The sequence below is a fragment of the Pseudomonas sp. Sample_20 genome, from assembly GCF_004307585.1.
GTDB lineage: Bacteria > Pseudomonadota > Gammaproteobacteria > Pseudomonadales > Pseudomonadaceae > Aquipseudomonas > Aquipseudomonas atacamensis.
Genome location: NZ_RCOA01000019.1, coordinates 109,694 through 134,728, shown reverse-complemented (window position 1 = coordinate 134,728; position 25,035 = coordinate 109,694). Strand labels below are relative to the sequence as shown.

The following is a 25,035-nucleotide window of genomic DNA, read 5'->3' as shown; positions in this document are numbered from 1 at the left end:
GCGCACAGCATATCAGGGCTTGCGAAACAGCTCGCGACTGACAAGCGGACGCCCGCCCAAATGCACCGCCAGGGCCTGGCGCATCAGGCGCTTGGCCGCCGACAGCGCACCGGGCGCCGACCAGTCGGCTTCGGCCATGGCCAGCAGTTCGGTACCGTTGAACAAGCCTGGTTGCAGCAGATACACCCTTTCGAGACCGGCATCGACTTGCAGGCGATAGAGACCGTCAGGTGCGACAGGCTCACCGTGCATATCGGTGTTCATAGAGAAGCCGTAGCCGAGATCATCCAGCAATCGCCATTCGAAGGAGCGCAGCAACGGTTCCAGCGGCCGACCTTCGGCCAAGGCCAGCAAAGTCGCGGCGTAATGATCGAACACCGCCGGATGCGGATCTTCGGCAGGCAACAGCCGAATCAACAGCTCGTTGAGGTAGAGGCCGCTGAACAGCGCCTCGCCATTGAGCCAGGCGGAGGTGCCGGAGCTTTCCATGCGCCCGACATTCTTCAGCTCGCCCTTGCCACGGAACTCGACCTCCAGCGCCACGAACGGCCGCGCCAGCGTCCCGGCCTTGCCCCGCGCACTGCGCAACACCGCCCGCAGCCGACCTTGCGGCGTGAGGAAATCGACCAGTGCGCTGGTTTCGCGATAGGCGCGCGAATGCAGGACGTAGGCGGGTTGGGCGGGGGGCGGGTTTTGCGACATTGAGTTCTCGATGAAGAAACGCGGTTTTACATACAACCCAAAACCACTGTGGGAGCGAGCCTGCTCGCGAAAGCGGAGTGACAGTCAACATCAATGCTGAATGTTACATCCTCTTCGCGAGCAGGCTCGCTCCCACAGTGAGTAGCGGTGTTTTCGAGATCGCTACTTACAGGTCGCCATAACCCAGCGAACGCAGCGCGCGCTCGTCATCGGACCAGCCGCCCTTCACCTTGACCCACAGGTTGAGCATGATCTTGGAGTCGAACAGCAGCTCCATGTCCTTGCGCGCTTCGGTGCCGATGCGTTTGATGCGCTCGCCCTTGTCGCCAATGATGATTTTCTTCTGGCCGTCACGCTCGACGAGAATCAGCGCGTGGATGTGCAAGGTCTTGCCCTGCTGCTTGAATTCTTCGATTTCAACCGTGATCTGGTACGGCAGCTCGGCGCCCATCTGGCGCATGATTTTCTCGCGCACCAGTTCGGCGGCAAGGAAACGGCTGCTGCGGTCGGTGATCTGGTCTTCCGGGAAGAAGTGATCATTTTCCGGCAGGTGATCGGCGATGACCTTTTCCAGCGCTTCGAGGTTGTGCCCGTGCTGCGCGGAAATCGGGATGATCTGCGCGTTCGGCAGCTGTTCCTGCAACCAGCTCAGATGCGGCATCAGCTCGGCTTTGTCTTCGATGCGATCGGTCTTGTTCAGCGCGACGATCAGCGGGCCGGTCACGTATTGCACACGCTCCAGAACCATCTGGTCTTCGTCGGTCCACTTGGTGCGGTCGACGACGAAGATCACCACATCGACGTCTTTCAACGCCGCCGAAGCGGTTTTGTTCATGTAACGGTTCAGGGCCTTTTCGCCACCCTTGTGCATGCCCGGGGTGTCGACGTAGATCGCCTGCACGTCGCCCTCGGTCTTGATCCCGAGCATGTTGTGGCGAGTGGTCTGCGGCTTGCGCGAGGTGATCGCAAGCTTCTGCCCGAGGATGTGGTTGAGCAGCGTCGACTTGCCGACGTTGGGACGGCCGACGATGGCAACGTAGCCACAGCGAGTTGCGTTTGTATCAGTCATTGCCATTCTCCACGCCCAGGGCAATCAGTGCTGCGGCGGCCGCTACCTGTTCGGCAATACGACGGCTCACACCCTGACCTCGGCTTTTTTCATTCAGTAAGACCACTTCGCATTCGACGAAGAAGGTTCGGCAGTGCGGTTCGCCCTGGATATCCACCACTTCGTAGCGTGGCAGTTCGCAACCGCGCGATTGCAGGTGTTCCTGCAAGCGGGTTTTCGGATCCTTGTTGGTGTCGACCAGCGTCAGGCCTTCGAATTCGCCGGCCAGCCAGGCCAGCACGCGCTCGCGGGCGACGTCCATGCCGGCATCGAGGTAGATCGCGCCAATCAACGCTTCGAGGGCATCGGCCAGAATGGATTCACGGCGGAAACCACCGCTCTTCAGTTCACCCGAACCCAGGCGCAGATAATCACCGAGGTCGAAACCGCGAGCGAGTACGGCCAGGGTCTCACCTTTTACCAGCCGTGCGCGCAAACGCGACAACTGGCCTTCGCGGGCCAGCGGGAAGCGATCGAACAGCGCCTCGCCAGCGACGAAGTTGAGGATGGCATCACCGAGGAATTCCAGACGCTCGTTGTTGCGCCCGGCAAAACTGCGGTGCGTGAGGGCCAGCAGCATCAGCTCCTGGTCCTTGAAGGTGTAACCGAGCTGGCGCTCGAGACGGCTAAGAGAAACGCTCACGGTTTACCCACGCTGAGTTCGTGGCTGGTTTCCACTGCCATCGCCGGGGTACGGCGCAGGCCTGGGACAATTAACGCTGTGTTCAAAAAATAAATCCTGGCGATTGCGAAGCCGATTGTGCCGGCTCCAGAAATGCATTCGGCGCTGTGGTCAACAGCGCCGTGTTTGATTACTTGATCAGGCCAACCCGCGAGAAATTCGGCAGGTGGCTGAGTTTCGGCTCTGGCCAGCTCATCCAGACCGCGAAGGCCTTGCCGACAATATTCTTGTCGGGAACCATGCCCAGCAGATCCTTGGGAATGTTCGGATCATCCCAGTAGCGGCTGTCGTTCGAATTGTCGCGGTTGTCGCCCATCATGAAGTAGTGCCCGGCAGGCACTGTCCACGAACGGTCCGGGGTGGCGCGGTAGCGGCTCATTTCCTTGCGGATCAGGTGCTCGGCTGCGCCGAGTTTTTCCTGGTAGAGCTCCGCGCTGCCCAGCGATCCCGCCTCGGCGCCGACCATCTTCTCGGCAATCGACTCGCCGTTGACGAACAGACGCTTGTCGGCGGTGTAACGCACCGTGTCACCCGGCAGGCCGACCACACGCTTGATGTAGTTGACGTTCGGGTCGCTCGGGTAGCGGAACACCATGACATCGCCGCGCTGCGGGTCACCGACTTCGATGATCTTCTTGTCGATCACCGGCAGACGGATGCCGTAGGAAAACTTGTTCACCAGAATGAAGTCGCCGACATCCAGGGTCGGTTTCATCGAGCCGGACGGGATCTGGAACGGCTCCACCAGGAACGAACGCAGCACCAGCACGATGAACAGCACCGGAAAGAACGACTTGCCGTATTCGACCAGCAGCGGCTCTTTGTTCAGCTTCTCGACCACCACAGGCTCGGGCTGGCTGACACTGCCTTGATAAGAGGCAATGGCAGCACGCCGACGCGGTGCCAGGAACAGCAGATCAAGCAACGCCAACAGGCCGCAGACGAACACGGCGATGACCAGCAACAGCGGGAAATTTAGCGACATAGGACCTGATTATTCCAACCTGAGCACGGCGAGGAAGGCTTCCTGTGGAATTTCCACGTTGCCGACCTGTTTCATGCGTTTCTTACCGGCCTTCTGCTTCTCGAGCAGCTTCTTCTTACGACTGACGTCACCGCCGTAGCATTTGGCCAATACGTTCTTTCTGAGCGCCTTGACGGTTGTCCGCGCCACGATCTGACCACCAATGGCAGCCTGAATCGCCACGTCGAACATCTGACGAGGAATCAGTTCTTTCATCTTCTCGGTCAACTGGCGACCTTTGAAGTGCGAATTGTCACGGTGCACGATCAATGCCAGGGCATCGACCTTGTCGCCGTTGATCAGCACGTCCAGTTTCACCAGATTAGCCGATTGATAACGATCGAAATGGTAGTCCAGCGAAGCATAGCCGCGGCTGGTGGATTTGAGACGGTCGAAGAAGTCCAGGACCACTTCGTTCATCGGCAGGTCGTAGGTCACTTGCACCTGATTGCCGAGGAACAGCATGTCGACCTGAACACCGCGTTTCTCGATGCACAGGGTGATCACGTTACCCAAGTGTTCCTGCGGTACGAGGATATTGGCGCGCACGATTGGCTCGCGCATGTCCTCGATCGCCGACACGTCCGGAAGCTTCGACGGGTTGTCGACGTAAATCGTTTCACCGGTTTTCAGCACCAGCTCGAAAATTACCGTCGGCGCGGTGGTGATCAGGTCCAGGTCGTACTCGCGCTCGAGGCGCTCCTGGATGATTTCCATGTGCAGCATGCCGAGGAAGCCGCAACGGAAGCCGAAGCCCAGGGCGTCGGAGCTTTCCGGGGTGTACTGCAGCGACGAGTCGTTCAGGGTCAGCTTCTGCAGCGCTTCGCGGAAATCCTCGAAGTCGTCGGAACTGACCGGGAACAGACCGGCGTAAACCTGTGGCTGAATGCGTTTGAAGCCCGGCAGCACCGGCACGTCCGGCGTGGAGCTCAAGGTCAGGGTGTCACCGACCGGCGCACCGTGAATGTCCTTGATGCTGGCGATGATGAAGCCCACTTCGCCGGCCTTCAGATCAACGGTGGCGGTGTGTTTCGGGTTGAACACGCCGACGCTGTCGACCAGGTGCACCTTGCCGGTGGACTTGACCAGAATCTTGTCGCCCTTCTTCACACGGCCGTGGCGCACGCGTACCAGGGAAACAACGCCCAGGTAGTTGTCGAACCAGGAATCGATGATCAACGCTTGCAGCGGATCTTCGATATTGCCGGTCGGCGCAGGGATGGTGTGCACCAGACGCTCGAGCACTTCGTCGACACCCAGGCCGGTCTTGGCGCTGCAAGTAACGGCGTCTGTGGCGTCGATGCCGATGATCTTCTCGATCTCGTCCTTGACGCGATCCGGCTCGGCCTGTGGCAGGTCGATCTTGTTCAGGACCGGCATGACCTCCAGGCCCTGCTCGATGGCGGTGTAGCAGTTGGCCACGGACTGGGCTTCGACGCCCTGCCCCGCATCGACCACCAGCAAGGCACCTTCGCACGCGGCCAGGGAACGGCTGACTTCATAGGTGAAGTCGACGTGGCCCGGGGTGTCAATGAAGTTCAGCTGGTAGGTGATGCCATCTTTGGCTTTGTAATAGAGGGTAACGCTGTGGGCCTTGATGGTGATCCCGCGTTCACGCTCAAGATCCATGGAATCCAGTACCTGGGCTTCCATTTCACGCTCGGCCAGGCCGCCGCACATCTGGATGAAACGGTCAGCCAGCGTCGACTTGCCATGGTCAATGTGGGCGATGATGGAGAAATTGCGGATATGACTCAAATCACTCACGGATCAACACTCAAAAAGGCTGCAGGCTTGGCCCGCCGAAAAATAGCCGGGAATTGTACCTGATACACGGCGCAAGCGTCACGTTCGCCTGTCACCCGGATCGCATGCAAAAACGCCCCGGTCTTGCGACCGAGGCGTTTTCAGGGTTCAAGCGCTGAATGAAAGCTTGTTCATCAGCCCGCGCGTCTGAGCAGCCAGACACCCGCCAGCGCGCACACGCCGGCCGGCACCAGCACCGCAAACAGCGGCGAGAAACCGAACACCAGGCTCGATGGCCCCAGCAGATCCTGGACGATGCGGAAGGTGAAGCCCACCAGCACGCCGGTGAAAACACGCTGACCGAGGGTCACCGAACGCAGCGGGCCGAAGATGAACGAGATCGCCATCAGCACCAGCGCGGCGGTCACCAGCGGCTGCAACACCTTGACCCAAAATGCCAGCCAGTAACGGCCGTTGCTCAGGCCCTGCTCGGCCAGATAGTGGATGTAGCCCCACAGACCGCTGATCGACAGCGATTCCGGCGCCATGACCACGGTGCTGAGCAATTGCGGGCTCAACGCCACGTCCCACTCCTCGCTCGGGGCATTGACGACCTCGGTGCTGCGCTCGTGGAACAGCGTGGTGGCAACGTCGGTGAGCTGCCACTTGGTGCCGTCAAACTCAGCCTTCTTGGCGAAGCTGGAGCTGAGCAGATGGCGCTCCTTGTCGAAGTGATAGCGCGTCACGCCGTACAACAGACCGTTCGGCTGCACCGCGTTGATGTGGATGAATTCTTCACCCTGACGGTGCCACATACCGTGCTTGGCGCTTTGCGCATCGCCGCTGCCCTGGGCCAGCGAGCGATTGGCCTGGGCCATGCTTTCGGTGGCCGGGGCGACGTATTCGCCGATCAGCACGCCGGCGAGCATCAGTACCAGCATCGGCTTCATGACAGCCCAGACGATACGGCCGATCGACACGCCAGCAGCGCGCATGACCGTCAGCTCACTGCTGCTGGCCAGACTGCCGAGACCGATCAGGCAGCCGATCAATGCGGCCATCGGCAGCATTTCATAGAGCCGGCGCGGTGCGGTCAGCAATACAAAGCCGAGCACGTCGACCAGGGTGTAGGTGTCGCTGACGTCGCCCATTTCATCGATGAAGGCAAACAGCGTCGCCAGGCCGAGGATGATCGCCAGCACGGCGATGATCGCCATGAACACGCTGCTGCCGATGTAGCGGTCGAGTTTAACCACGGGCCACCTCCAGCGCGGCGCTGCGACGGCTGGCCAGTTTCAGGCGCAGCGGCTCCCAATACAGCAGGCCGAGGCCGATCACCAGGAAGATCGCGTGCACCCACCACAGGCCGAGGGCCGGCGGGATCTTGCCTTTTTCGAGGGCGCCGCGAGCGGCAATCAGGATGGTCAGGTAAGCCATATAAAGAAGAATCGCCGGCAGCAGCTTGAGGAAACGCCCCTGACGCGGATTCACCCGCGACAGCGGCACCGCCATCAGGGTCACGATGAACACCAGCAAAGGCAGGGACATGCGCCATTGCAGTTCGGTTTTCGAACGGATGTCATCACTGCCCCACAGGGACGAAGTCGGCATTGCATCGCGATCGGTGACTTCTTCGCTGACATCCGGCTTGGGCAGCAGCACACCGTAGGTTTCGTAATGAATGGCGCGGTAATCGGCCTGCCCCGGGCTGCCGTCATAGCGATAGCCGTTGTCGAGGATCAGGTAGCGATTGCCATCGGGGCGGATTTCCTGACGGCCCGACTCGGCCACCAGCACGGAAATCCCGCGGTCCTTCTTATCGGCGCCGAGGTTCTTCTGCGAGATGAACACACTGCCGAGATTGACGCGGTCGTCGCTCAGGGTTTCGGTGTAAGTCACCCGAGTACCGTCACGCAAGGCCTGGAAGCGGCCCGGTTCGAGGGTATCGAACTCGGTCAGCGCGTCCTGCTTGTTCAGCAGCAACTGAAACTGGTTGGCGCCCTGCGGAGCCAGGCCGAGGCTCAACCACGCCACCACCAGTGCCACCAGCGTTGCCGGAAACAGGGTCATGCGAAACAGCTTCTGCTGGCTCATGCCGGTGGCCGAGAGCACGGTCATTTCGCTTTCGAGGTACAGGCGACCGTAGGCCAGCAGGATCCCGAGGAACAGGCCCAGCGGCAGAATCAGTTGCAGGAAACCCGGCAGACGAAAGCCCATGATCAGGAACAGCGAGCCCGGATCGAGCTGACCGGCCGCAGCCTGCGCCAGGTATTTGATGAAGCGACCGCTCATGATGATGACCAGCAGCACGGCACTTACGGCGCTGAGGGTCAACAGGACTTCGCGGGACAGATAACGGAAGACGATCAAACCAGACACTCCAGGGTTGTCAGGCTAAGGCGGCCAAACAAGCAAACACATCGACCGGCCCGCCATGCAGAGCGGTCGAAAAAAGATGCGGCATTATCCTGTGATTGGGTGCGCCTGTCACTGCGCACACTCATCCATCGCTGTAATCCTTTGCTGAGGGTTGTCAGGCGCGGGGAGCGAGGTTCAAACTGCGGCCCTTGTCGCAGGCTTTGGCCTGCGCCTCTTCTATCTATAAGCAGGCGACTGCGCACAGCGTCGAACGCCTGCGTGTTGACCATTCATTCAGGGATCCGGACATGGAACTGGTTGTAAAAAGCGTTAGCCCAGAAACGTTGAAAACCGCCACCCTGGTGGTTGCCGTCGGCGAAGGCCGCAAACTCGGTGTCGCCGCCAGACTGGTCGACGAGTCGAGCGGTGGTGCGATCAGCGCCGTGCTCAAGCGTGGCGACCTGGCCGGCAAGGTCGGTCAGAGCCTGCTGCTGCACAGCCTGCCGAACCTGAAAGCCGAGCGCGTGTTGCTGGTCGGCGTGGGCAAGGACGAAGAACTGGGCGACCGTCCGTTCCGCAAAATCGTTGCCGGCATCCTCAACACCCTCAAAGGCCTGGGCGGCGGTGACGCCGTGCTGGCGCTGGATGAAGTCATCGTCAAAGGTCGCGACAGCTACGGCAAGACTCGCCTGCTGGCAGAAACCCTGGTCGACGGCGGCTACACCTTCGACCAGTTCAAGAGCCAGAAAGCCGAACCGCGCGCCCTGAAGAAAATCACCCTGCTGACCATCAAGGCTGCGCAAGCCGAAGTGCAGCGCGCCGTGAACCACGCCACCGCCATCGCCAACGGCATGGCCTTCACCCGCGACCTTGGCAACCTGCCACCGAACATCTGCCACCCGACCTTCATGGGCGAACAGGCGAAGAACCTGGGCAAAGAGTTCAAGGATCTGAAAGTCGAAGTACTCGACGAGAAAAAGATCAAATCCCTCGGCATGGGCTCGTTCTACGCCGTGGGCCAGGGCAGCGCCCAGCCGCCGCGCCTGATCGTCATGCAATACAACGGCGGCAAGAAATCCGAGAAGCCATACGCGCTGGTCGGCAAGGGCATCACCTTCGACACTGGCGGCATAAGCCTGAAGCCGGGCGCCGGCATGGACGAGATGAAGTACGACATGGGCGGCGCTGCCTCCGTGTTCGGGACCTTGCGTGCTGTGCTTGAGCTGAAACTGCCGATCAATCTGGTGTGCATCCTCGCCTGCGCCGAAAACATGCCAAGCGGCAATGCTTCGCGGCCGGGCGATATCGTCACCACCATGAGCGGCCAGACCGTGGAAATCCTCAACACCGACGCTGAAGGCCGCCTGGTGCTGTGCGATGCACTGACCTACGCCGAGCGCTTCAAGCCACAAGCGGTGATCGACATCGCCACCCTGACCGGTGCTTGCGTAGTTGCCCTGGGCGCACACACGTCCGGCCTGCTGGGCAACAACGACGAACTGATCGACCAGTTGCTCAGCGCCGGCAAGGCTGCCGACGACCGCGCCTGGCAACTGCCGCTGTTCGATGAGTATCAAGAGCAGCTGGACAGCCCGTTCGCCGACATCGCCAACATTGGCGGGCCGAAGGCCGGCACCATCACTGCCGCCTGCTTCCTGTCGCGCTTCACCAAGAACCTCAACTGGGCGCACCTGGACATCGCCGGCACGGCATGGACCAGCGGCGGCAAGGACAAAGGCGCCACCGGCCGTCCGGTTCCACTGCTGACCCAGTACCTGCTTGATCGCGCCAAGGCCTGAAACCGCTGAAAGGTGGCGTCACTCTCGGGTGACGCCGCTTGCCGCTCTGGAACCGCAATGACCAAAGTCGACTTCTATATCCTGCCCAGCGCCGATCCTTCAGCGCGCCTGGATTTCGCCTGCAAGCTCACCGAGAAAGCCTGGCGCATGGGCCACCGCATCTACCTGCATTGCAGCGATGCGGCCCAGCGCGACGATCTCGATGCGCGTCTGTGGGCATTCAAGGGTGAAAGCTTCGTGCCCCACGGCCCGGCCGACAGCGAACCGGACGGTTTGATCGTGCTGGGACTCGGGCAAGACTGCGGTGAGCATCAGGATCTGCTGGTCAATCTCGACCTGAAAGTCCCAGCCTTCGCCAGCAAATTCGCCCGCGTGGCGGAAGTGGTGGTGGAAGATCCGGCCATCCGAGCGGCGGCGCGTGAGAGTTTCCGTTTCTACCGCGAACAGGGCTATTCTCTGCAAGACCACCGTTTACAGCGACTCTGAGCACTCCAATGGACACTCCGAAACCGCAACAGAAGTCCGCACATCTGCTGGACGATCTTGAATCGATCCGCCAGTTGCTCGGCGATGACAACCTGCAACCGCCGCTCTTGACCGATACGGTCGATGACGGCGAACAGGAACAGATTCCGATGCTGTTCGATTCCGTCGGCAATCAGCCGGCGGCCGTCGAGCCGCCACCAGCGCCGCCGGCTGCCCCGGCTGCCGCACCGGTCGATAAAGGCCCGGACGCCTTGCTGCACCTGGACAGCGAACTGCGCGCCGCCGCGCAATTGATCATGCAAGACGTGATCGACGACTTCGCCCCGCACATCGAAACCGAAATCAAACGTCGCCTCGATGCGCGGATGGAGCGGCTGCTCAGCCAGTACGAATAAGCCCCAATCCTCTGTAGGAGCCAGCCTGCTTGCGATGGCATCACCTCGGTTTTCCTGAAAAACCGCAGTGCCTGCATCGCGAGCAGGCTCACTCCTACATTTAGATCTCCGCCAGACCTCCCCCGCTCGCCCTCGGCACCATGCCCCGCTATACTTGCCGGCTTTTCCTGAATAAATGCCAATAGGGTCCCGCCGCGCATGGATAAGACCTACCAGCCGCACGCCATTGAAACTTCCTGGTACAAGACCTGGGAGTCCGAGAACTACTTCGCCCCGCAAGGCGCGGGCGAGTCCTACACCATCATGATCCCGCCGCCGAACGTCACCGGCAGCCTGCACATGGGTCACGGCTTCAACAACGCGATCATGGACGCGTTGATCCGTTTCCGCCGCATGCAGGGTCGCGACACCCTGTGGCAGCCGGGCACCGACCACGCCGGTATCGCCACGCAGATGCTGGTGGAGCGCCAACTCGAAGCCCAGGGCCAGAATCGTCACGATCTGGGCCGGGAAAAATTTCTTGAAAAAGTCTGGGAGTGGAAAGATCAGTCCGGCGGCAACATCAGCCGGCAGATCCGTCGTCTCGGCTCGTCCGTCGACTGGAGCCGCGAGCGCTTCACCATGGACGACGGCCTCTCGGAAGCGGTCAAGGAAGCCTTCGTGCGTCTGCATGAAGACGGCCTGATCTACCGCGGCAAGCGTCTGGTCAACTGGGACACCAAACTGCACACGGCGATTTCCGACCTCGAAGTGGAAAACCACGAAGAGAAAGGCTTTCTGTGGAACCTGAAATACCCATTGGCCGATGGCGTTAAAACCGCCGAGGGCAATGACTTCCTGATCGTCGCCACCACCCGTCCGGAAACCATGCTCGGTGACTCCGCCGTCGCGGTTAACCCGAACGACGAACGCTACAAAGCGCTGATCGGCAAATTCGTCGAGCTGCCACTGGTTGGCCGCCGCATCCCGATCATCGCCGACGATTATTGCGACCCTGAATTCGGCACCGGCTGCGTGAAAATCACCCCGGCCCACGATTTCAACGACTACGAAGTCGGCAAGCGCCACAACCTGCCGCTGCTGAACATCTTCGACAAGAACGCCAACGTGCTGCCTGCCGCGCAGGTGTTCAACCTTGACGGCACGCTGAACGAGAGCATCGACGGCAAGATTCCGGCCGAGTTCGCCGGCCTTGAGCGTTTCGAAGCGCGCAAGCAGATCGTTGCCGCGTTCGACGCTGCCGGCCTGCTGGTGAGTGTCAACGATCACAACCTGAAAACGCCGAAAGGCGATCGCTCCGGCACGGTCATCGAGCCGTGGCTGACCGACCAGTGGTACGTATCGACCAAGCCGCTGGCCGAGCCTGCCATCGCCGCCGTTGAAGACGGCCGCATCCAGTTCGTGCCCAAGCAGTACGAAAACATGTACTTCTCGTGGATGCGCGACATCCAGGACTGGTGCATCAGCCGTCAGCTGTGGTGGGGCCACCGGATTCCGGCCTGGTACGACGAGTCGGGCAAGGTCTACGTCGGTCGCGACGAAGCCGAAGTCCGTGCCAAGCACAACCTCGGCCCGGACGTTGCGCTGCAACAGGACAACGACGTACTCGACACCTGGTTCAGCTCCGGCCTGTGGACCTTCTCGACCCTGGGCTGGCCTGAGCAGACCGAGTTCCTGAAGAAATTCCACTCCACCGACGTGCTGGTCACCGGTTTCGACATCATTTTCTTCTGGGTTGCCCGGATGATCATGATGACCATGCACCTGATGAAGAACGAAGACGGCACGCCGCAGGTTCCGTTCAAGACCGTTTACGTACACGGTCTGGTGCGCGACGGCCAAGGCCAGAAAATGTCCAAGTCCAAGGGCAACGTCCTTGACCCGCTAGACATCATCGACGGCATCGATCTGGAAACCCTGGTGCAGAAGCGCACCTCGGGCCTGATGCAACCGAAACTGGCGAAGAAGATCGAGAAAGCCACCCGCGAAGAGTTCGCCAACGGCATCGAAAGCTACGGCACCGACGCCCTGCGCTTCACGTTCTGCTCGCTGGCCTCGACCGGTCGCGACATCAAGTTCGACATGGGTCGCGTCGAAGGCTATCGCAACTTCTGCAACAAGATCTGGAACGCCGCGCGTTACGTTCTGGACAAGGGCGAAGACTGCGGCCAGAACGGCGAAGCCTACGAGCTGTCGTTGGCTGATCGCTGGATCATTTCGCAGTTGCAACGCACCGAAGCCGAAGTGACCCGCCAACTGGATCAGTTCCGTTTCGACCTTGCCGCGCAAGCGCTGTACGAGTTCATCTGGAACCAGTACTGCGACTGGTATCTGGAGCTGTCCAAGCCTGTGCTGTGGGACGAGAACGCGCCGGTCGAACGTCAGCGCGGCACTCGCCGGACGCTGGTGCGTGTGCTGGAAGTGGCGCTGCGTCTGGCGCATCCGTTCATGCCGTTCATCACTGAAGAAATCTGGCAGCGCATCGCGCCGCTGGCCGGTATTCAGGGCAAAACGATCATGCTGCAGCCTTGGCCGGTGGCCAACGAGGAGCGCATCGATCCGGCGGCGGAAAACGACATCGAATGGCTCAAGGAACTGATGCTCGGCACGCGCAACATTCGTGGCGAGATGAACATCGGCCCGGGCAAGCCACTGCCGATCTTCCTGAAGAACGTCAGCGCTGAAGACCAGCGCCGCCTGAGCGAGAACGAAGCGCTGCTGAAGAAGCTGGCGCGTCTGGAATCGATCACCGTACTCGCCGCTGGCGAAGAAGCACCGCTGTCCGCCACCGCACTGGTGGGCGAGATGGAAGTGCTGGTACCAATGGCCGGTCTGATCGACAAGGGCGCGGAACTGGCGCGTCTGGACAAGGAAATCCTGCGTCTGCAGGGCGAAGTCCAGCGCGTTGGCGGCAAGCTTTCCAACGCAGGTTTCGTCGACAAGGCCCCGGCCGAAGTCATCGAGAAGGAACGCGCCAAACTGGCCGAGGCCGAACAGGCCCTGGGCAAACTGGCCGAGCAGCATGCGCGGATTGCCAGTCTGTAACGGCAAACCGCACTGAAAAAGGGAGGCCCAAGTGGCCTCCCTTTTTTATTCCTGCAAAACCTCGAGTCCCCTGTGGGAGCGAGCCTGCTCGCGAAAGCGCTGTGTCAGCCGACAAATCTGCCGGATGTGAAACCGCCTTCGCGAGCAGGCTCGCTCCCACAGTTTGAACGGTGTTGCCTTCAGATGTGGGACAATGCCCGCCACTTTCAGCCATACCCGAATCGACCACGCCCATGACCGCCCCCCGCACACCCAAACCTGCGCGCAAGAAGCCTGACGCCGCGTCCCCGAGCAAAGCCATCGAGCCGCGCGAGAAGGCCAGCCTGCATCCGCGCAATCGCCATCAGGGTCGTTACGACTTTCCGGCACTGATCAAGACCACGCCGGAACTGGCCAAGTACGTGATCACCAACCCGTACGGCAAGGAAAGCATCGACTTCGCCAGCCCCGACGCGGTACGGGTGTTCAACCGGGCGCTGCTCAAGGCGTTCTATGGCATCCAGCACTGGGACATCCCGGCAGACTATCTTTGCCCTCCGGTTCCGGGGCGTGCCGACTATGTGCACTTTCTCGCCGACCTGCTGGCGAGCATGAACGACGGCAAGGTGCCGCGCGGCGCGATCGTCAATGTGCTGGATATCGGCATGGGCGCCAACTGCGTTTATCCGCTGATCGGCAACAGCGAATACCGTTGGCACTTCCTCGGCTCGGAGATCGATCCGACAGCCGTGGCGGCGGCGCGAGCCATCGTGCAGTCCAATGATCTGAGCAAGGTGATCCAGCTGCGCCAGCAGGAAAACCGCAAGCACATCCTCATCGGCTTGCTGGAGCCGGGCGAGCGTTTTGACCTGACCATGTGCAACCCGCCGTTCCACGCTTCGATGGAAGAAGCGACCAAGGGCAGCGAGCGCAAGTGGCGCGCCTTGGGCAAGGCCGACCCGAAACGCAAGCTGCCGGTGCTGAACTTCGGCGGGCAATCGGCGGAGCTGTGGTGTGAAGGCGGTGAAGCGCGCTTCGTGACGCAGTTGATTGCCGAGAGCGCGAACTTCCAGCACAAGGTGTTGTGGTTCAGCACCCTGGTGTCGAAGGCCTCGAACCTGCCGGCCATCGAGACGGCACTGAAGAAGGCTGGCGTGCTGGAGAGCCAGGTCGTGGAGATGTCGCAGGGGCAGAAGCAGAGCCGCTTTGTCGCCTGGACCTTTCAGACCAAGTCCGAGCAGCAGATCTGGCGGCGCGAGCGCTGGGTGCGCTAAGACACAGCAGATCCCCCTGTGGGAGCGAGCCTGCTCGCGAAGGCAGCGTGTCAGTCAGCTTCAATATCGACTGACCCACCGCTTTCGCGAGCAGGCTCGCTCCCACATTTGCCCGCGACTTGACCGTCAAATCACAGACACAAAAAAACCGTGCCCCGGATCACTCCGAAGCACGGTTTTTTTATCGCTGCGTCTTACTTGTTCACAGCGTCGGTCAGGCCTTTGGCCACAACCAGCTTGATCACTTTCTTTGCAGGGATTTCGATGGCAGCGCCAGTCGAAGGGTTACGGCCGGTGCGGGCAGGACGCTCGGTCACTTTCAGCTTGCCGATACCTGGCAAGGTGATTTCGCCGCCGTTTTCCAGCTGATCGGCAACGATTTGGCCCAGTTGGTCCAGAGCGTTACGCGCGGTGGTTTTCGGCGCGTCGATAGCTTCAGCGATGTCGGCGATCAGTTGGTCTTTAGTAAGAGCCATGTAGTGTTCCTTCCCTATCAAATTCATATGGATTGCAGAGTGCAGTGTCAGCCATCGAGCCCGATCTTCTGGATCTGGCACCCTCGGCGATAACCACGACGAGTCGGGTTATAGATGCCGAAATCAGGGTTTGGTTCGACCTGACAAATGCTGAATGCACGCTTAACGCAGTGACTTCGCGTAAGACCGGGCAAAACTAGCACAGCGACAAGGAAATATCCGCCTCTAGCTACCCATTTGGTCAGCTTTATTGCGCTAAATCGGTAAAAAACCGCTTAAGGCCAGGTGCGCGCCCCGGTTTTGCCCTGCAACCCGCGCCAAAACCAGTGGTTGCGGTACACTGAGCGCTTTTTCGGGGGAGCCTGCCCTCCTCCCTTCCAACAGCCGAGAAGCCCATGCCGATCCGTCATTGCATCGTCCACCTGATCGACAAAAAACCCGACGGCACGCCCGCAGTTCTGCACGCCCGTGACTCTGAACTGGCCGAGTCCGCCGCCATCGAAAACATGCTCGCCGACCTCAACGAAAGCTACAACGCCAAACAGGGCAAAGCCTGGGGCCTGTTCCATCCGGAATCCGGCGCATTCCCGTTCAGCGGCTGGTTGAAGGAGTACATGGACGGCGGCCGTGACTTCACCGCGTTCAGTAAAGTGGCGGTCGAGCATCTGCAGAAGCTGATGGAAGAATCCAACCTGTCGGTGGGCGGCCACGTGCTGTTCGCCCACTATCAGCAAGGCATGACTGACTACCTGGCGATCGCCCTGCTGCACCACAGCGAAGGCGTGGCGGTGACCGACGAGCTCGACGTAACGCCTTCGCGCCATCTCGACCTTGGCCAGTTGCATCTGGCAGCGCGGATCAACGTTTCCGAGTGGCAGAACAACAAGCAGTCCAAACAGTACATTTCGTTCATCAAGGGCAAGAATGGCAAGAAGGTCTCGGAATATTTCCGCGACTTCATCGGCTGCCAGGAAGGCGTCGACGGCCCCGGCGAGACCCGCACCCTGCTCAAAGCCTTCAGCGACTTTGTCGAGAGCGAAGACCTGCCGGAAGACTCGGCCCGCGAGAAAACCAAGACTCTGGTCGACTATGCCAGCAGCCAGGCCAAGCTCGGCGAACCGATGGGCCTTGAGGAGCTGTCGGAGCTGATCGACGAAGAACGCCCGAAAGCCTTCTACGATCACATCCGCAATAAGGACTATGGCCTGTCGCCGGAGATCCCGGCGGACAAACGTACCCTCAACCAATTCCGCCGCTTCACCGGCCGCGCCGAAGGCCTGTCGATCAGCTTCGAAGCGCATCTGCTGGGGTCGAAGATCGAGTACGACGAAGAGAACGGCACCCTGATCATCAAAGGCCTGCCGACTTCGCTGACCGACCAGCTGAAGCGGCGTAACTGATGCTCGGCAATGTGCTGAAAAAAGTCGCCCTGGTGCTGCTGGTGGTCGTGGTTTATCAGAACTGGGGCAAGATCGAGCGAGTGTTCAATCCCTCGCAGATGGTCTCGCAGCAAACCCGGGCGCAAGCCAATGTCGTGCTCTACGCTACCGACTGGTGCGGCTACTGCAAGCAGACCAAGCGCTTTCTTGACAGCAAGGGTATTGCGTTCAAGGAGTTCGATATCGAGAAGGATGCCGATGCGCGCAAGGCGTATGAGGCATTGGGTGGACGCGGGATTCCGCTGATCGATGTGAACGGTACGTTGATTCGCGGGTTTGATCCGGAAGAAATCCTCGCTGCCCTGAAATAATCCATTGTGGGAGCGAGCCTGCTCGCGAAAGCGCTGCATCAGCCAACAACAATGTTGAATGATCCTTCGTCTTCGCGAGCAGGCTCGCTCCCACAGGTTTTGCAGCTGACTGGATAAATCAGCGCGCTTCGATACGGAACCCAAAGCGCGGGAAGTGCACATGCACCACGCCGCCACGTTCGTCTTCACGGCGAATGATCAGCTCTTCACTGCCAGCAAACAGTAGCTCGCCCACCACCGGATCAACGCCGTAATCGATAGCGGCAATTGCCACTTGCTGGCCGGCCTTGAAGCCGTTCGGATCGACGAACCGCTCATCCGGCAATGCCGCTGGCGTCGCGTTATGCGCGACCTCCAGTGCCTCGGCGGAAGACATCTCGCTCGCCGCGCCATGGCCGAACCCCAGCACCCGACCCAGCCACGCCGCGACCGCCGGATATTCATCCACCAGCGGCGCCGTCACGTGCGTCGCCTTGAGGAACCACAGCGGATGCGCCAGGGCGAAGTCGGCAATCGATGGCTCGCCGAAGAGGAAGTCGCCCTGCTCGCGCTGCAACTGCTGCTCCAGACGCGCCATGATCGTCGGCCACTGATGTTTGGCCTGCTCGGCGGACAGACGCGTGGCGCTGCCACCGCTGAACAAACCGGCGCGGTCGGCCAGGAATGCCTTGATCGCTTCCGGCGGCAATTTGCCGAAACGCACGGCTACCGATTCTGGCTGGAACACCAGGCTCACCGCGTGCTGAAACACCACCGAGTCGGCCCACGCCGCGAAACTGGCGCTGGTCATTTCCTGGCCCTCGGGGAAGAACGCCGGCAGGGCTTTTTCCTGTTCCAGGCGTCGAGCGATCAGCGCGGTGTCGCAATAGATGTCAGCACCGATCTGCAACACTGGAGTCTTGCGGTAGCCACCGGTCAATGCCGTCAGATCAGGCTTGGGCATCACCGGGGAAATATGCACCGAACGCCAGGACAGACCTTTGAAGCCCAGCAGCAGGCGCGCCTTCTCGGCAAATGGAGAGGTCGGGTAATGGTGCAGAATCAACTCGGACATGCTCGGCTCCGCCGCTCAGATAGTGAGCCCGCAGCTTAGCGTGCATTTGAATAGCAGCCTACAGATCTGCCTGATGGGAACCAATCAGTCAGATTGATAAGACGCGACGAGGCATTCCTTGGCGCTCTTGCGCAGCTTCTTGATCAGCCGCTCCTGGCGCAAAGCATCGCTTTTGTCGCGGCACAGTTCGGTGTAGACCAGCGCCATCGCCGGGCTGGAGAGAAAGAACCGCGCGCCCTTGCCGCTCTGGTGCTTGGCAAAACGCCGCACCGGGTCGTCGCTGATTCCGCAGTACAACGAGCCATTGGCGGCACGCACGAGGTAGACGAACCAGGATTTGCTCACTGGCTCGGCAGCATCGACGGATTGTTCGCTAAGACTGGTCACTTCGGGATCTGAACGTGTAGGAAAACAGGCGGCGATCTTATCAGCGCCCGGCCTGAAATGCCTTCAGTCCCTTGCGCGCCTGGGCGCGGACGGCGTTGCGCACCAGCGGCGTCCAGCCCAGCAGCAGGCCTTTGAAACCGAGCGCCTGGCGCGACCAGCGCCACAGATCGAAGTGGTCGTGGTGCTCACAGATCTTGCCGTCCCGGAACACGAATCGCGCCTGGATATCGTTGATGACGATGTTGCCGGTCTGGCTGAACAGGTAGGTCGCGACCCAGTGTGCTCCGCCGCTGCGTTCGTCGGCGCGGACGTTGTCGAAGGTCAGGGAGAAATCCTTGGCGCGGGTAGTCAGCATGCGCCACATGTCGCCGGCATCGCGCCCGCGCAGTTCACCAAAGGCCGGATCGCTGAAGACCACGTCATCGGTGTAGCAGGCGGCCATGGCTTCTGCGTCAAGGCGCTGAAAGGCTTGGTAGAAGCGGGTGATCAGGGCGCTATGGGCTTCGCTCAAGGCAGTCTCCAAAGAAATAGGTACAGATTGCCAGCACCATAATCTGCCGCGCGCAGAAACACTATCGGCAATACGCAAAACCCTAGTGGGAGCGAGCCTGCTCGCGAAGGCAATTCAACATTCAACATCTATGTTGACCGAAACACCGCTTTCGCGAGCAGGCTCGCTCCCACATTTGCACCCAGTGCATTCAGAGCTTTTCGCTTTGCACCTGCACATACAGCGCCCGGCCGGCACCCAGCCCGGCGAGGATTGCACCGGCGCCGATAATGCCGAAAATCCAGCCCAGAGCATTCCAGCCGCCGGTCCAGTCATGCACCACGCCCACGGCAAACGGCCCCATGGACGCCAGGGTGTAGCCAAAACCCTGCGACATGCTCGACAGATTCGCCGCGACATGGGAATCGCGCGAGCGCAGGACGATCAGGGTCAGGGCCAGACTGAACGTACCGCCCTGCCCCAGGCCGAGCAGAATCGCCCAGCCCCACAGACCTTCGATCGGTGCGTACAGGCAGCCGAACAGGCCGGCCAGGGTCAGCGCCATGACCACGACGATCGCCAGACGCTGATCCTTGCCACGGGTCGCCAGCCACGGCGCGGCCAGCGAACTGGCCAGTTGAATGATCACCGAACCGGACAGCACCAATCCGGCCTGAGTCGGTGTCAGCCCGCGCCCGATGAGGATCGACGGCAACCAGCCAAACACAATGTAGGCCAGCGACGATTGCAGGCCCATGTACAAGGTCACCTGCCAGGCCAGCGGATCACGCAGCAAGCCGCGCACGCGATAGACGACGTTGTGTGCGCCATGTTTGGAGCCGACTTGTGGCAGCCAGAAAACCGCCGCCACCAATGCCGGAATCACCCAGAAGCCCAGGCCCATCGCCCAGCTGTTGCCGAAGTGCTCACTCAGCGGCACGGTCGAACCCGCCGCCATCGCAGCGCCCAGGCACAGGGCCATGGTGTAGACGCCGGTCATGGTCCCGGCGTGTTTGGCGAAGTCGCGTTTGACGATGCCTGGCAGCAGCACGCCGACGATGCCGATGCTGGCGCCGCCAAGGACGCTGCCGGCGAACAGGCCGATCTCGCCGAAATTGCTGCGCAGGATGATGCCGCCGGCCAGTGTCAGCAGAATCCCCAGCACCACCCGCTCAGCACCGAAACGCCGCGCCAGAATCGGTGCCAGCGGTGCGAACAAGCCCAGGCACAGCACCGGCAACGTGGTCAGCAATCCCGCCTGCGCCGCAGACAGCCCGAGGCTTCTGGAGACCTCGCTGAGCAATGGCGCCATGCTCGACAACGCCGGGCGCAGGTTCAGCGCCACCAGAATCAACCCGAGCAGCAACAGCCATGGACGTTTTACCAACGGATGGCTTTGCTGCACCTGCTCGTCATCAGCCTCGGCATCGATCAGCAGCTCTTCAAGTTCGGGGGTGCGCTTCGACGCTGTGGATAACTCACTGCGGGACATGGTCTTCTCGGTTTCAAGGTTCATTGATCAACTGCCTCGACAAGGCTTTTGCCCGTTCCGGGTCGCGTTGCTCGACCGCATCGAGCAAGTCGATGTGCAGATCGAACACTTCCTGACGGCGCGGGGAGATATTCAGGGTCTGGCGCAATTGCGCGCCGACGATGCTGGAAAAGTAGCGATACAACTCGCTGAGGGTCGGGTTGTGGGCGGCGTCGACCAGTCGGCGATGGAACACCAGATCGCAGGCGATATAGGTGTCGAGATCGCCGTGGTAATGGCTGCCGCTGGTGCCGAGCGCTTCACGCAGCGCCGCCAGATCCTCATCGGTACGACGCAACGCCGCCAGGCCGATGGCCTCGACTTCAAGGATGTGCCGGGTCTCCCGGGCCTGCTCCAGCGAACAACGCGATAGCGCTTTAAGTGTGTCGAGCGGGTCGACCAGCGCACGAAGATAACTGCCGTCGCCCTGGCGAATTTCGATCAATCCCGAGAACGCCAGAACACGCATCGCCTCACGCACTGTGTTGCGGCTGATGCCCAACTCGGCGCACAGCTCAGGCTCGGTCGGCAGACGCTCGCCGACCTGCCACGCACCGCTGTTGATGCGCTGACGCAGTTGATCCAAAGCCTGATCGACCAGGGATCGCTTGATCAAAGGGGAAATTTCGGACATGAGCCTCACCTTTTCATCCAATCATAGGATGAATTTTCCGACATGTTAGTCAGACCCATGTAGGACGGCAACCACCTAGGGTCAATCGGAGACACATGGAGCGGCATTTTCGATTGGTCAAAATTACCCTTTAAGGGTAATTTCAGGGACAGGTTTTTGGCTTCTTATGGAAAAGAACACACCCCATTACGACTTGGCAGTCGTGAAGGCCGAAGTAATTAGACGAGGCAAAGAAGCCTTTACACGTTATGCACTTGAGACAGGCCGGGACATGGGCATGTCCTGGAAAGTGATGATGCAGGTTGTGGCAACGCTTGAGCGGCGGATGCTCTACAAATCCATGACCTCTTATTCCAACCATCGGAACTGGCACGACGTCTATCACGTATCGTTTCGAAATCGGGAGATCTACATCAAAGTGACCTACTGCACCAGCGGTGGGTCTCCGGTGATCTCCTTCAAGGAGAAAAACACATGAGCAAGAGGCAATGCCTGAGTTGCGGCACCGAACACGCAATGCACCACTTTCAAGATCGCAGTCTCGACGTCAATTACAAACAGTTTTCGCGGCCCGTACACCTTCTTGCCGGCTGGGAGTGCAGGGTCTGTGGCGAAATCATTTTTGACAGTGGTACCGACAGTGCCGAGCGCTACGTAGACGCCGGCGATCAATTACTCGAAGACGTACTTGGGCTGATCGGTACCGAAATGAAGCGTATTCGCCGAAAGCTCCATCTCACTCAAAGAAGTGCGGTGAAGTGGCTGTCAGGAGGTGGGCATAATGCGTTTTCACGATATGAACGCGGCGAACTGGCTCCGCCGCAGCCGTTGTTCACACTGATGCGGCTTCTGGATCGTCATCCCGATCTGCTAGAGGAAATTCAGGCACTTCACGCAGACGACGGTCTCAAACAGCTTCTGGAAACTCGTTACCCGGAGCGGGAACCTGTTCTGGCCAGATGAGCCAAGATAAAACAAACCCGGAACTGAGTCCGGGTTTGTTTCAGTGCCTGACGGGCATCAATGCAAAATCTGACTCAAGAACAACTTGGTCCGATCATTCTGCGGATTGTCGAAGAAATCGTTCGGCGCGGCCTGTTCAACGATTTCGCCCTTGTCCATGAAGATCACGCGGTTGGCCACGGTGCGGGCAAAGCCCATTTCGTGGGTCACACAGAGCATGGTCATACCGTCTTCGGCCAGACCGATCATGGTATCGAGAACCTCTTTCACCATCTCCGGATCAAGCGCTGACGTCGGTTCGTCGAACAGCATGATTTTCGGCTTCATGCACAAGGCGCGGGCGATCGCCACACGCTGTTGCTGACCGCCGGAAAGCTGCCCCGGATACTTGTGTGCCTGCTCCGGAATGCGTACGCGTTCCAGATAATGCATGGCGATTTCCTCGGCCTTGCGCTTGGGCATCTTGCGCACCCACATCGGCGCCAGGGTGCAGTTCTGCAGGATGGTCAGGTGCGGGAACAGGTTGAAGTGCTGGAACACCATGCCGACTTCGCGACGGATCGCTTCGATTTGCTTGAGGTCATTGGTCAGTTCCACGCCATCGACGACGATGCGGCCCTGCTGGTGTTCTTCCAGACGATTGAGGCAACGGATCGTGGTCGATTTACCGGAACCCGACGGGCCGCACAGGACGATGCGCTCGCCCTGTTTGACGTTGAGGTTGATGTCCTTGAGTACGTGAAACTGGCCGTACCACTTGTTCACGCCCTGCATCTGGATGATGCCTTCCGGACCCACAGGCTTTTTGATTGCTTCGCTCATTTACAGAGAACTCCTAACGCTTGTGGCCAGTGTCGAGCTTGCGTTCCAGATGCATGGAATAGCGCGACATACCAAAACAGAAAATCCAGAACACCAGGGCGGCGAACACGTAGCCTTCGGTGGCCATGCCCAGCCATTTCGGGTCGGCGGCGGCTTGCTTGACGCTGTTGAGCAGGTCGAACAGGCCGATAATGATCACCAGGCTGGTGTCCTTGAACAGCGCAATGAACGTGTTGACGATGCCCGGGATTACCAACTTCAGCGCTTGCGGCAGAATCACCAGGCCCATCGAACGCCAGTAACCGAGGCCCATCGCTGCAGCCGCTTCGTACTGCCCTTTGGGAATCGCTTGCAGACCACCGCGCACCACTTCGGCGACGTAGGCCGACTGGAACAGGATCACGCCGATCAGCGCCCGCAGCAGCTTGTCGAAGTTCATGCCTTCGGGCAGGAACAGCGGCAACATCACCGAGGACATGAACAGCACCGTGATCAACGGCACGCCGCGCCAGAACTCGATGAAGGTCACGCAGACCACACGAATCGCCGGCATATTGGAACGCCGTCCCAGCGCCAGCACGATGCCCAGCGGCAATGCTCCGGCGATGCCGACGGTGGCGATCACCAGAGTCAGCATCAGGCCGCCCCACTGGCTGGTCGGCACGGTGGTCATTCCGAAACCGCCATGCAGCAAAGTGAAGGCAATGATCGGGTACAGCACCAGGAAGCTCAGGCCGTACACCGCTTTACGCGGCACGCGCGAGATGAACAGCGGTGCTGCGCCAATGACCGCCAGCCACACGGTCAGGTCGACGCGCCAGCGCAGTTCGGTCGGATAATAGCCGTACATGAACTGGCCGAAGCGCTGCTGAATGAACACCCAGCAGGCGCCTTCCTTGGTGCAGTCGGCGCGCGTGGTGCCGACCCAGTTGGCATCGACAATCGCCCAACTGAGGATCGGTGGCACGACCAGGTAGATCAGGTAGAACGCAAACAGCGTCAGCAGGGTGTTGAGCCAGCTGGAGAACATGTTTGCGCGCATCCACGCCACCACGCCGATGCTGCTGTTCGGTGGAGGCATGTCGGGTTTGAAAGTATGAGTACTCATGCGCTTTTCCTTACCGCTCGATCAGCGCAATGCGCTTGTTGTACCAGTTCATCAGCAGGGAAATGCTGATACTGATCGCCAGGTACACGCTCATGGTGATGGCAATCACTTCGATGGCCTGCCCGGTCTGGTTGAGCACGGTGCCGGCGAACAGCGAAACCATTTCCGGGTAACCGATACCGGCGGCCAGCGAGGAGTTCTTCGCCAGGTTCAGGTATTGGCTGGTCAGCGGCGGAATGATCACGCGCAGGGCTTGCGGAATGATCACTTTGCGCAGGGTCGGGCCGTTGCGCAGGCCGAGGGAACGCGCCGCTTCGGTCTGGCCGTGGCTGACCGACTTGATCCCGGAACGTACGATCTCGGCGATGAACGCTGCGGTGTACACGGTGAGCGCCAGGGTCAACGCCAGCAGTTCCGGGATCAACACCCAGCCGCCGACAAAGTTGAAGCCCTTGAGCTCGGGCATTTCCCAGTGCAGCGGAGCGCCGAAGATCAGCGCGCACAGGGTCGGGATCACCAGCGCAATTGCCAGGCCGGTCCAGAACTTGTGGAACGGTACGCCGGTTTCTTCGAAGCGCTTGTTGGCCCAGCGGCACATCAGCACGATGCCGACAATGGCCAGGACGATGCTGATCACGAACGCCCAGAAACCGTCGGCAGCGAGTGCGGCCGGCATGTTCAGGCCACGGCTGCTGACGAAGAAAGTGTCGCCGAAGTTGTGGCTGTTGCGCGGCCCCGGCATGGTCAGGAACACCGCGAAGTACCAGAACAGGATCTGCAGCAGCGGCGGAATGTTGCGGAACACTTCCACATACACCGTCGCCAGCTTGGCGATGATCCAGTTCTGCGACAGCCGCGCCACGCCGACGATGAAACCGAGAATCGTCGCCAGGATCACGCCGATAAAGGTCACCAACAGGGTGTTGAGCAGGCCGATGACAAACACCCGCGCGTAACTGTCCGCTTCGGTGTAGTCGATCAGGGTTTGAGCGATGCCGAATCCGGCACTGCGCTCCAGAAAGCTGAAACCGGAGGTGATGCCCCGGTGCTGAAGGTTGGTTTGCGTATTGTCGAACAGGTACCAGCCAAGCGAGACCACCGCCACAACGGTGATGATCTGGAATAGCCACGCACGCACTCGTGGATCGCTGAGGCTGAGCCTCTGCTTTGGTGCGCCGATTGAATTTTGCATGAAGTGCCCCGGAAGAAATGGAACAAGAAC

25 protein-coding genes are annotated in these 25,035 nt (G+C 60.3%); 9 read left to right on the top strand and 16 right to left on the bottom strand.

Annotated features, from left to right (window positions below):
• Positions 1 to 12 precede the first annotated feature (12 nt).
• The 7 genes from recO to lptF all read right to left on the bottom strand — a co-directional run bounded on the left by recO (position 13) and on the right by lptF (position 7,632).
• Entirely contained in the window at positions 13 to 702 is a 690-nt protein-coding gene (gene recO / locus D8U70_RS03635; RefSeq protein WP_016771561.1) for a DNA repair protein RecO, read from the bottom strand.
• A gap of 166 nt (positions 703 to 868) precedes the next feature.
• Positions 869 to 1,771 carry a GTPase Era gene (era, locus tag D8U70_RS03630; RefSeq protein ID WP_016771562.1) on the bottom strand — a complete coding sequence of 301 codons (903 nt, stop codon included), beginning with the start codon at positions 1,769 to 1,771 and terminating at the stop codon, positions 869 to 871.
• Positions 1,764 to 2,453, bottom strand: a complete 690-nt coding sequence (gene rnc / locus D8U70_RS03625) for a ribonuclease III (RefSeq protein WP_024011703.1) — start codon at positions 2,451 to 2,453, stop codon at positions 1,764 to 1,766. Before rnc ends, era begins: the two co-directional genes overlap by 8 nt.
• A gap of 169 nt (positions 2,454 to 2,622) precedes the next feature.
• Positions 2,623 to 3,477 carry a signal peptidase I gene (gene lepB / locus D8U70_RS03620; RefSeq protein ID WP_016771563.1) on the bottom strand — a complete coding sequence of 285 codons (855 nt, stop codon included), beginning with the start codon at positions 3,475 to 3,477 and terminating at the stop codon, positions 2,623 to 2,625.
• Between the two features lie 9 nt (positions 3,478 to 3,486).
• Positions 3,487 to 5,283, bottom strand: coding sequence for a translation elongation factor 4 (gene lepA, locus D8U70_RS03615; protein ID WP_016771564.1), 1,797 nt, complete (start codon positions 5,281 to 5,283; stop codon positions 3,487 to 3,489).
• A gap of 173 nt (positions 5,284 to 5,456) precedes the next feature.
• A complete protein-coding gene (lptG, locus tag D8U70_RS03610) occupies positions 5,457 to 6,518 on the bottom strand; it encodes an LPS export ABC transporter permease LptG (RefSeq protein ID WP_073473630.1) in 1,062 nt (353 codons plus the stop codon).
• Entirely contained in the window at positions 6,511 to 7,632 is a 1,122-nt protein-coding gene (gene lptF / locus D8U70_RS03605) for an LPS export ABC transporter permease LptF (RefSeq protein ID WP_016771566.1), read from the bottom strand. Before lptF ends, lptG begins: the two co-directional genes overlap by 8 nt.
• A gap of 296 nt (positions 7,633 to 7,928) precedes the next feature.
• On the opposite strand from lptF, the gene D8U70_RS03600 reads away from it, so the two are divergent.
• The 5 genes from D8U70_RS03600 to rlmF all read left to right on the top strand — a co-directional run bounded on the left by D8U70_RS03600 (position 7,929) and on the right by rlmF (position 14,598).
• Positions 7,929 to 9,419 (top strand): leucyl aminopeptidase, encoded by a 1,491-nt coding sequence (locus tag D8U70_RS03600; protein WP_039759172.1) that lies wholly within the window; start codon positions 7,929 to 7,931, stop codon positions 9,417 to 9,419.
• Positions 9,420 to 9,476: 57 nt separating this feature from the next.
• Positions 9,477 to 9,905 carry a DNA polymerase III subunit chi gene (locus D8U70_RS03595; RefSeq protein ID WP_130928301.1) on the top strand — a complete coding sequence of 143 codons (429 nt, stop codon included), beginning with the start codon at positions 9,477 to 9,479 and terminating at the stop codon, positions 9,903 to 9,905.
• An 8-nt stretch (positions 9,906 to 9,913) separates the two neighbouring features.
• On the top strand, positions 9,914 to 10,300 hold the full coding sequence (locus D8U70_RS03590; RefSeq protein WP_056783087.1) for a hypothetical protein: 387 nt from the start codon (positions 9,914 to 9,916) through the stop codon (positions 10,298 to 10,300).
• Positions 10,301 to 10,498: 198 nt separating this feature from the next.
• Positions 10,499 to 13,345: a valine--tRNA ligase gene (locus D8U70_RS03585; protein WP_016771570.1), complete on the top strand. Its 2,847-nt coding sequence runs from the start codon at positions 10,499 to 10,501 to the stop codon at positions 13,343 to 13,345.
• 233 nt (positions 13,346 to 13,578) lie between these two features.
• On the top strand, positions 13,579 to 14,598 hold the full coding sequence (gene rlmF, locus D8U70_RS03580) for a 23S rRNA (adenine(1618)-N(6))-methyltransferase RlmF (RefSeq protein ID WP_122610750.1): 1,020 nt from the start codon (positions 13,579 to 13,581) through the stop codon (positions 14,596 to 14,598).
• 194 nt (positions 14,599 to 14,792) lie between these two features.
• On the opposite strand, the gene D8U70_RS03575 is transcribed toward rlmF, so the two are convergent.
• A complete protein-coding gene (locus D8U70_RS03575; RefSeq protein WP_003221909.1) occupies positions 14,793 to 15,074 on the bottom strand; it encodes an HU family DNA-binding protein in 282 nt (93 codons plus the stop codon).
• 395 nt (positions 15,075 to 15,469) lie between these two features.
• Here D8U70_RS03575 and yejK point away from each other — a divergent pair, with 395 nt between their 5' ends.
• Together yejK and D8U70_RS03565 are read left to right on the top strand one after the other, a co-directional pair.
• Entirely contained in the window at positions 15,470 to 16,474 is a 1,005-nt protein-coding gene (gene yejK, locus D8U70_RS03570) for a nucleoid-associated protein YejK (protein WP_016771572.1), read from the top strand.
• Positions 16,474 to 16,824 carry a glutaredoxin family protein gene (locus tag D8U70_RS03565; protein ID WP_130928300.1) on the top strand — a complete coding sequence of 117 codons (351 nt, stop codon included), beginning with the start codon at positions 16,474 to 16,476 and terminating at the stop codon, positions 16,822 to 16,824. The genes yejK and D8U70_RS03565 overlap by 1 nt, the downstream gene beginning before the upstream one ends.
• 118 nt (positions 16,825 to 16,942) lie before the next feature.
• On the opposite strand, the gene D8U70_RS03560 is transcribed toward D8U70_RS03565, so the two are convergent.
• The 5 genes from D8U70_RS03560 to D8U70_RS03535 all read right to left on the bottom strand — a co-directional run bounded on the left by D8U70_RS03560 (position 16,943) and on the right by D8U70_RS03535 (position 20,920).
• Positions 16,943 to 17,878 carry a glutathione S-transferase family protein gene (locus D8U70_RS03560; protein WP_110600239.1) on the bottom strand — a complete coding sequence of 312 codons (936 nt, stop codon included), beginning with the start codon at positions 17,876 to 17,878 and terminating at the stop codon, positions 16,943 to 16,945.
• Positions 17,879 to 17,962: 84 nt separating this feature from the next.
• Complete coding sequence (locus D8U70_RS03555; protein ID WP_073473642.1) at positions 17,963 to 18,265, bottom strand: GIY-YIG nuclease family protein; 303 nt, start codon at positions 18,263 to 18,265, stop codon at positions 17,963 to 17,965.
• A gap of 40 nt (positions 18,266 to 18,305) precedes the next feature.
• On the bottom strand, positions 18,306 to 18,776 hold the full coding sequence (locus tag D8U70_RS03550; protein ID WP_071174467.1) for a nuclear transport factor 2 family protein: 471 nt from the start codon (positions 18,774 to 18,776) through the stop codon (positions 18,306 to 18,308).
• A gap of 190 nt (positions 18,777 to 18,966) precedes the next feature.
• The gene (locus D8U70_RS03540) at positions 18,967 to 20,271 is read right to left on the bottom strand and encodes a CynX/NimT family MFS transporter (protein WP_130928299.1); all 1,305 of its coding nucleotides are present in this window, start codon (positions 20,269 to 20,271) and stop codon (positions 18,967 to 18,969) included.
• Positions 20,261 to 20,920, bottom strand: coding sequence for a FadR/GntR family transcriptional regulator (locus D8U70_RS03535; RefSeq protein ID WP_071174465.1), 660 nt, complete (start codon positions 20,918 to 20,920; stop codon positions 20,261 to 20,263). Before D8U70_RS03535 ends, D8U70_RS03540 begins: the two co-directional genes overlap by 11 nt.
• A 166-nt stretch (positions 20,921 to 21,086) precedes the next feature.
• Between D8U70_RS03535 and D8U70_RS03530 the strand changes: the two genes are divergently transcribed.
• Positions 21,087 to 21,398 carry a type II toxin-antitoxin system MqsR family toxin gene (locus D8U70_RS03530; RefSeq protein WP_071174464.1) on the top strand — a complete coding sequence of 104 codons (312 nt, stop codon included), beginning with the start codon at positions 21,087 to 21,089 and terminating at the stop codon, positions 21,396 to 21,398.
• Complete coding sequence (locus D8U70_RS03525) at positions 21,395 to 21,883, top strand: type II toxin-antitoxin system MqsA family antitoxin (RefSeq protein ID WP_122699624.1); 489 nt, start codon at positions 21,395 to 21,397, stop codon at positions 21,881 to 21,883. The genes D8U70_RS03530 and D8U70_RS03525 overlap by 4 nt, the downstream gene beginning before the upstream one ends.
• 57 nt (positions 21,884 to 21,940) lie before the next feature.
• Here the strand turns inward: D8U70_RS03525 and D8U70_RS03520 are convergent, their stop codons facing one another.
• Genes D8U70_RS03520 through D8U70_RS03510 form a run of 3 tightly spaced genes read right to left on the bottom strand, consistent with a single transcriptional unit; the run spans position 21,941 to position 25,005 of the window.
• Positions 21,941 to 22,705: an amino acid ABC transporter ATP-binding protein gene (locus tag D8U70_RS03520; RefSeq protein ID WP_016771581.1), complete on the bottom strand. Its 765-nt coding sequence runs from the start codon at positions 22,703 to 22,705 to the stop codon at positions 21,941 to 21,943.
• A 13-nt stretch (positions 22,706 to 22,718) separates the two neighbouring features.
• The gene (locus D8U70_RS03515) at positions 22,719 to 23,813 is read right to left on the bottom strand and encodes an amino acid ABC transporter permease (protein ID WP_016771582.1); all 1,095 of its coding nucleotides are present in this window, start codon (positions 23,811 to 23,813) and stop codon (positions 22,719 to 22,721) included.
• Between the two features lie 10 nt (positions 23,814 to 23,823).
• A complete protein-coding gene (locus tag D8U70_RS03510) occupies positions 23,824 to 25,005 on the bottom strand; it encodes an amino acid ABC transporter permease (RefSeq protein WP_071174462.1) in 1,182 nt (393 codons plus the stop codon).
• Between the last annotated feature and the right edge of the window lie 30 nt (positions 25,006 to 25,035).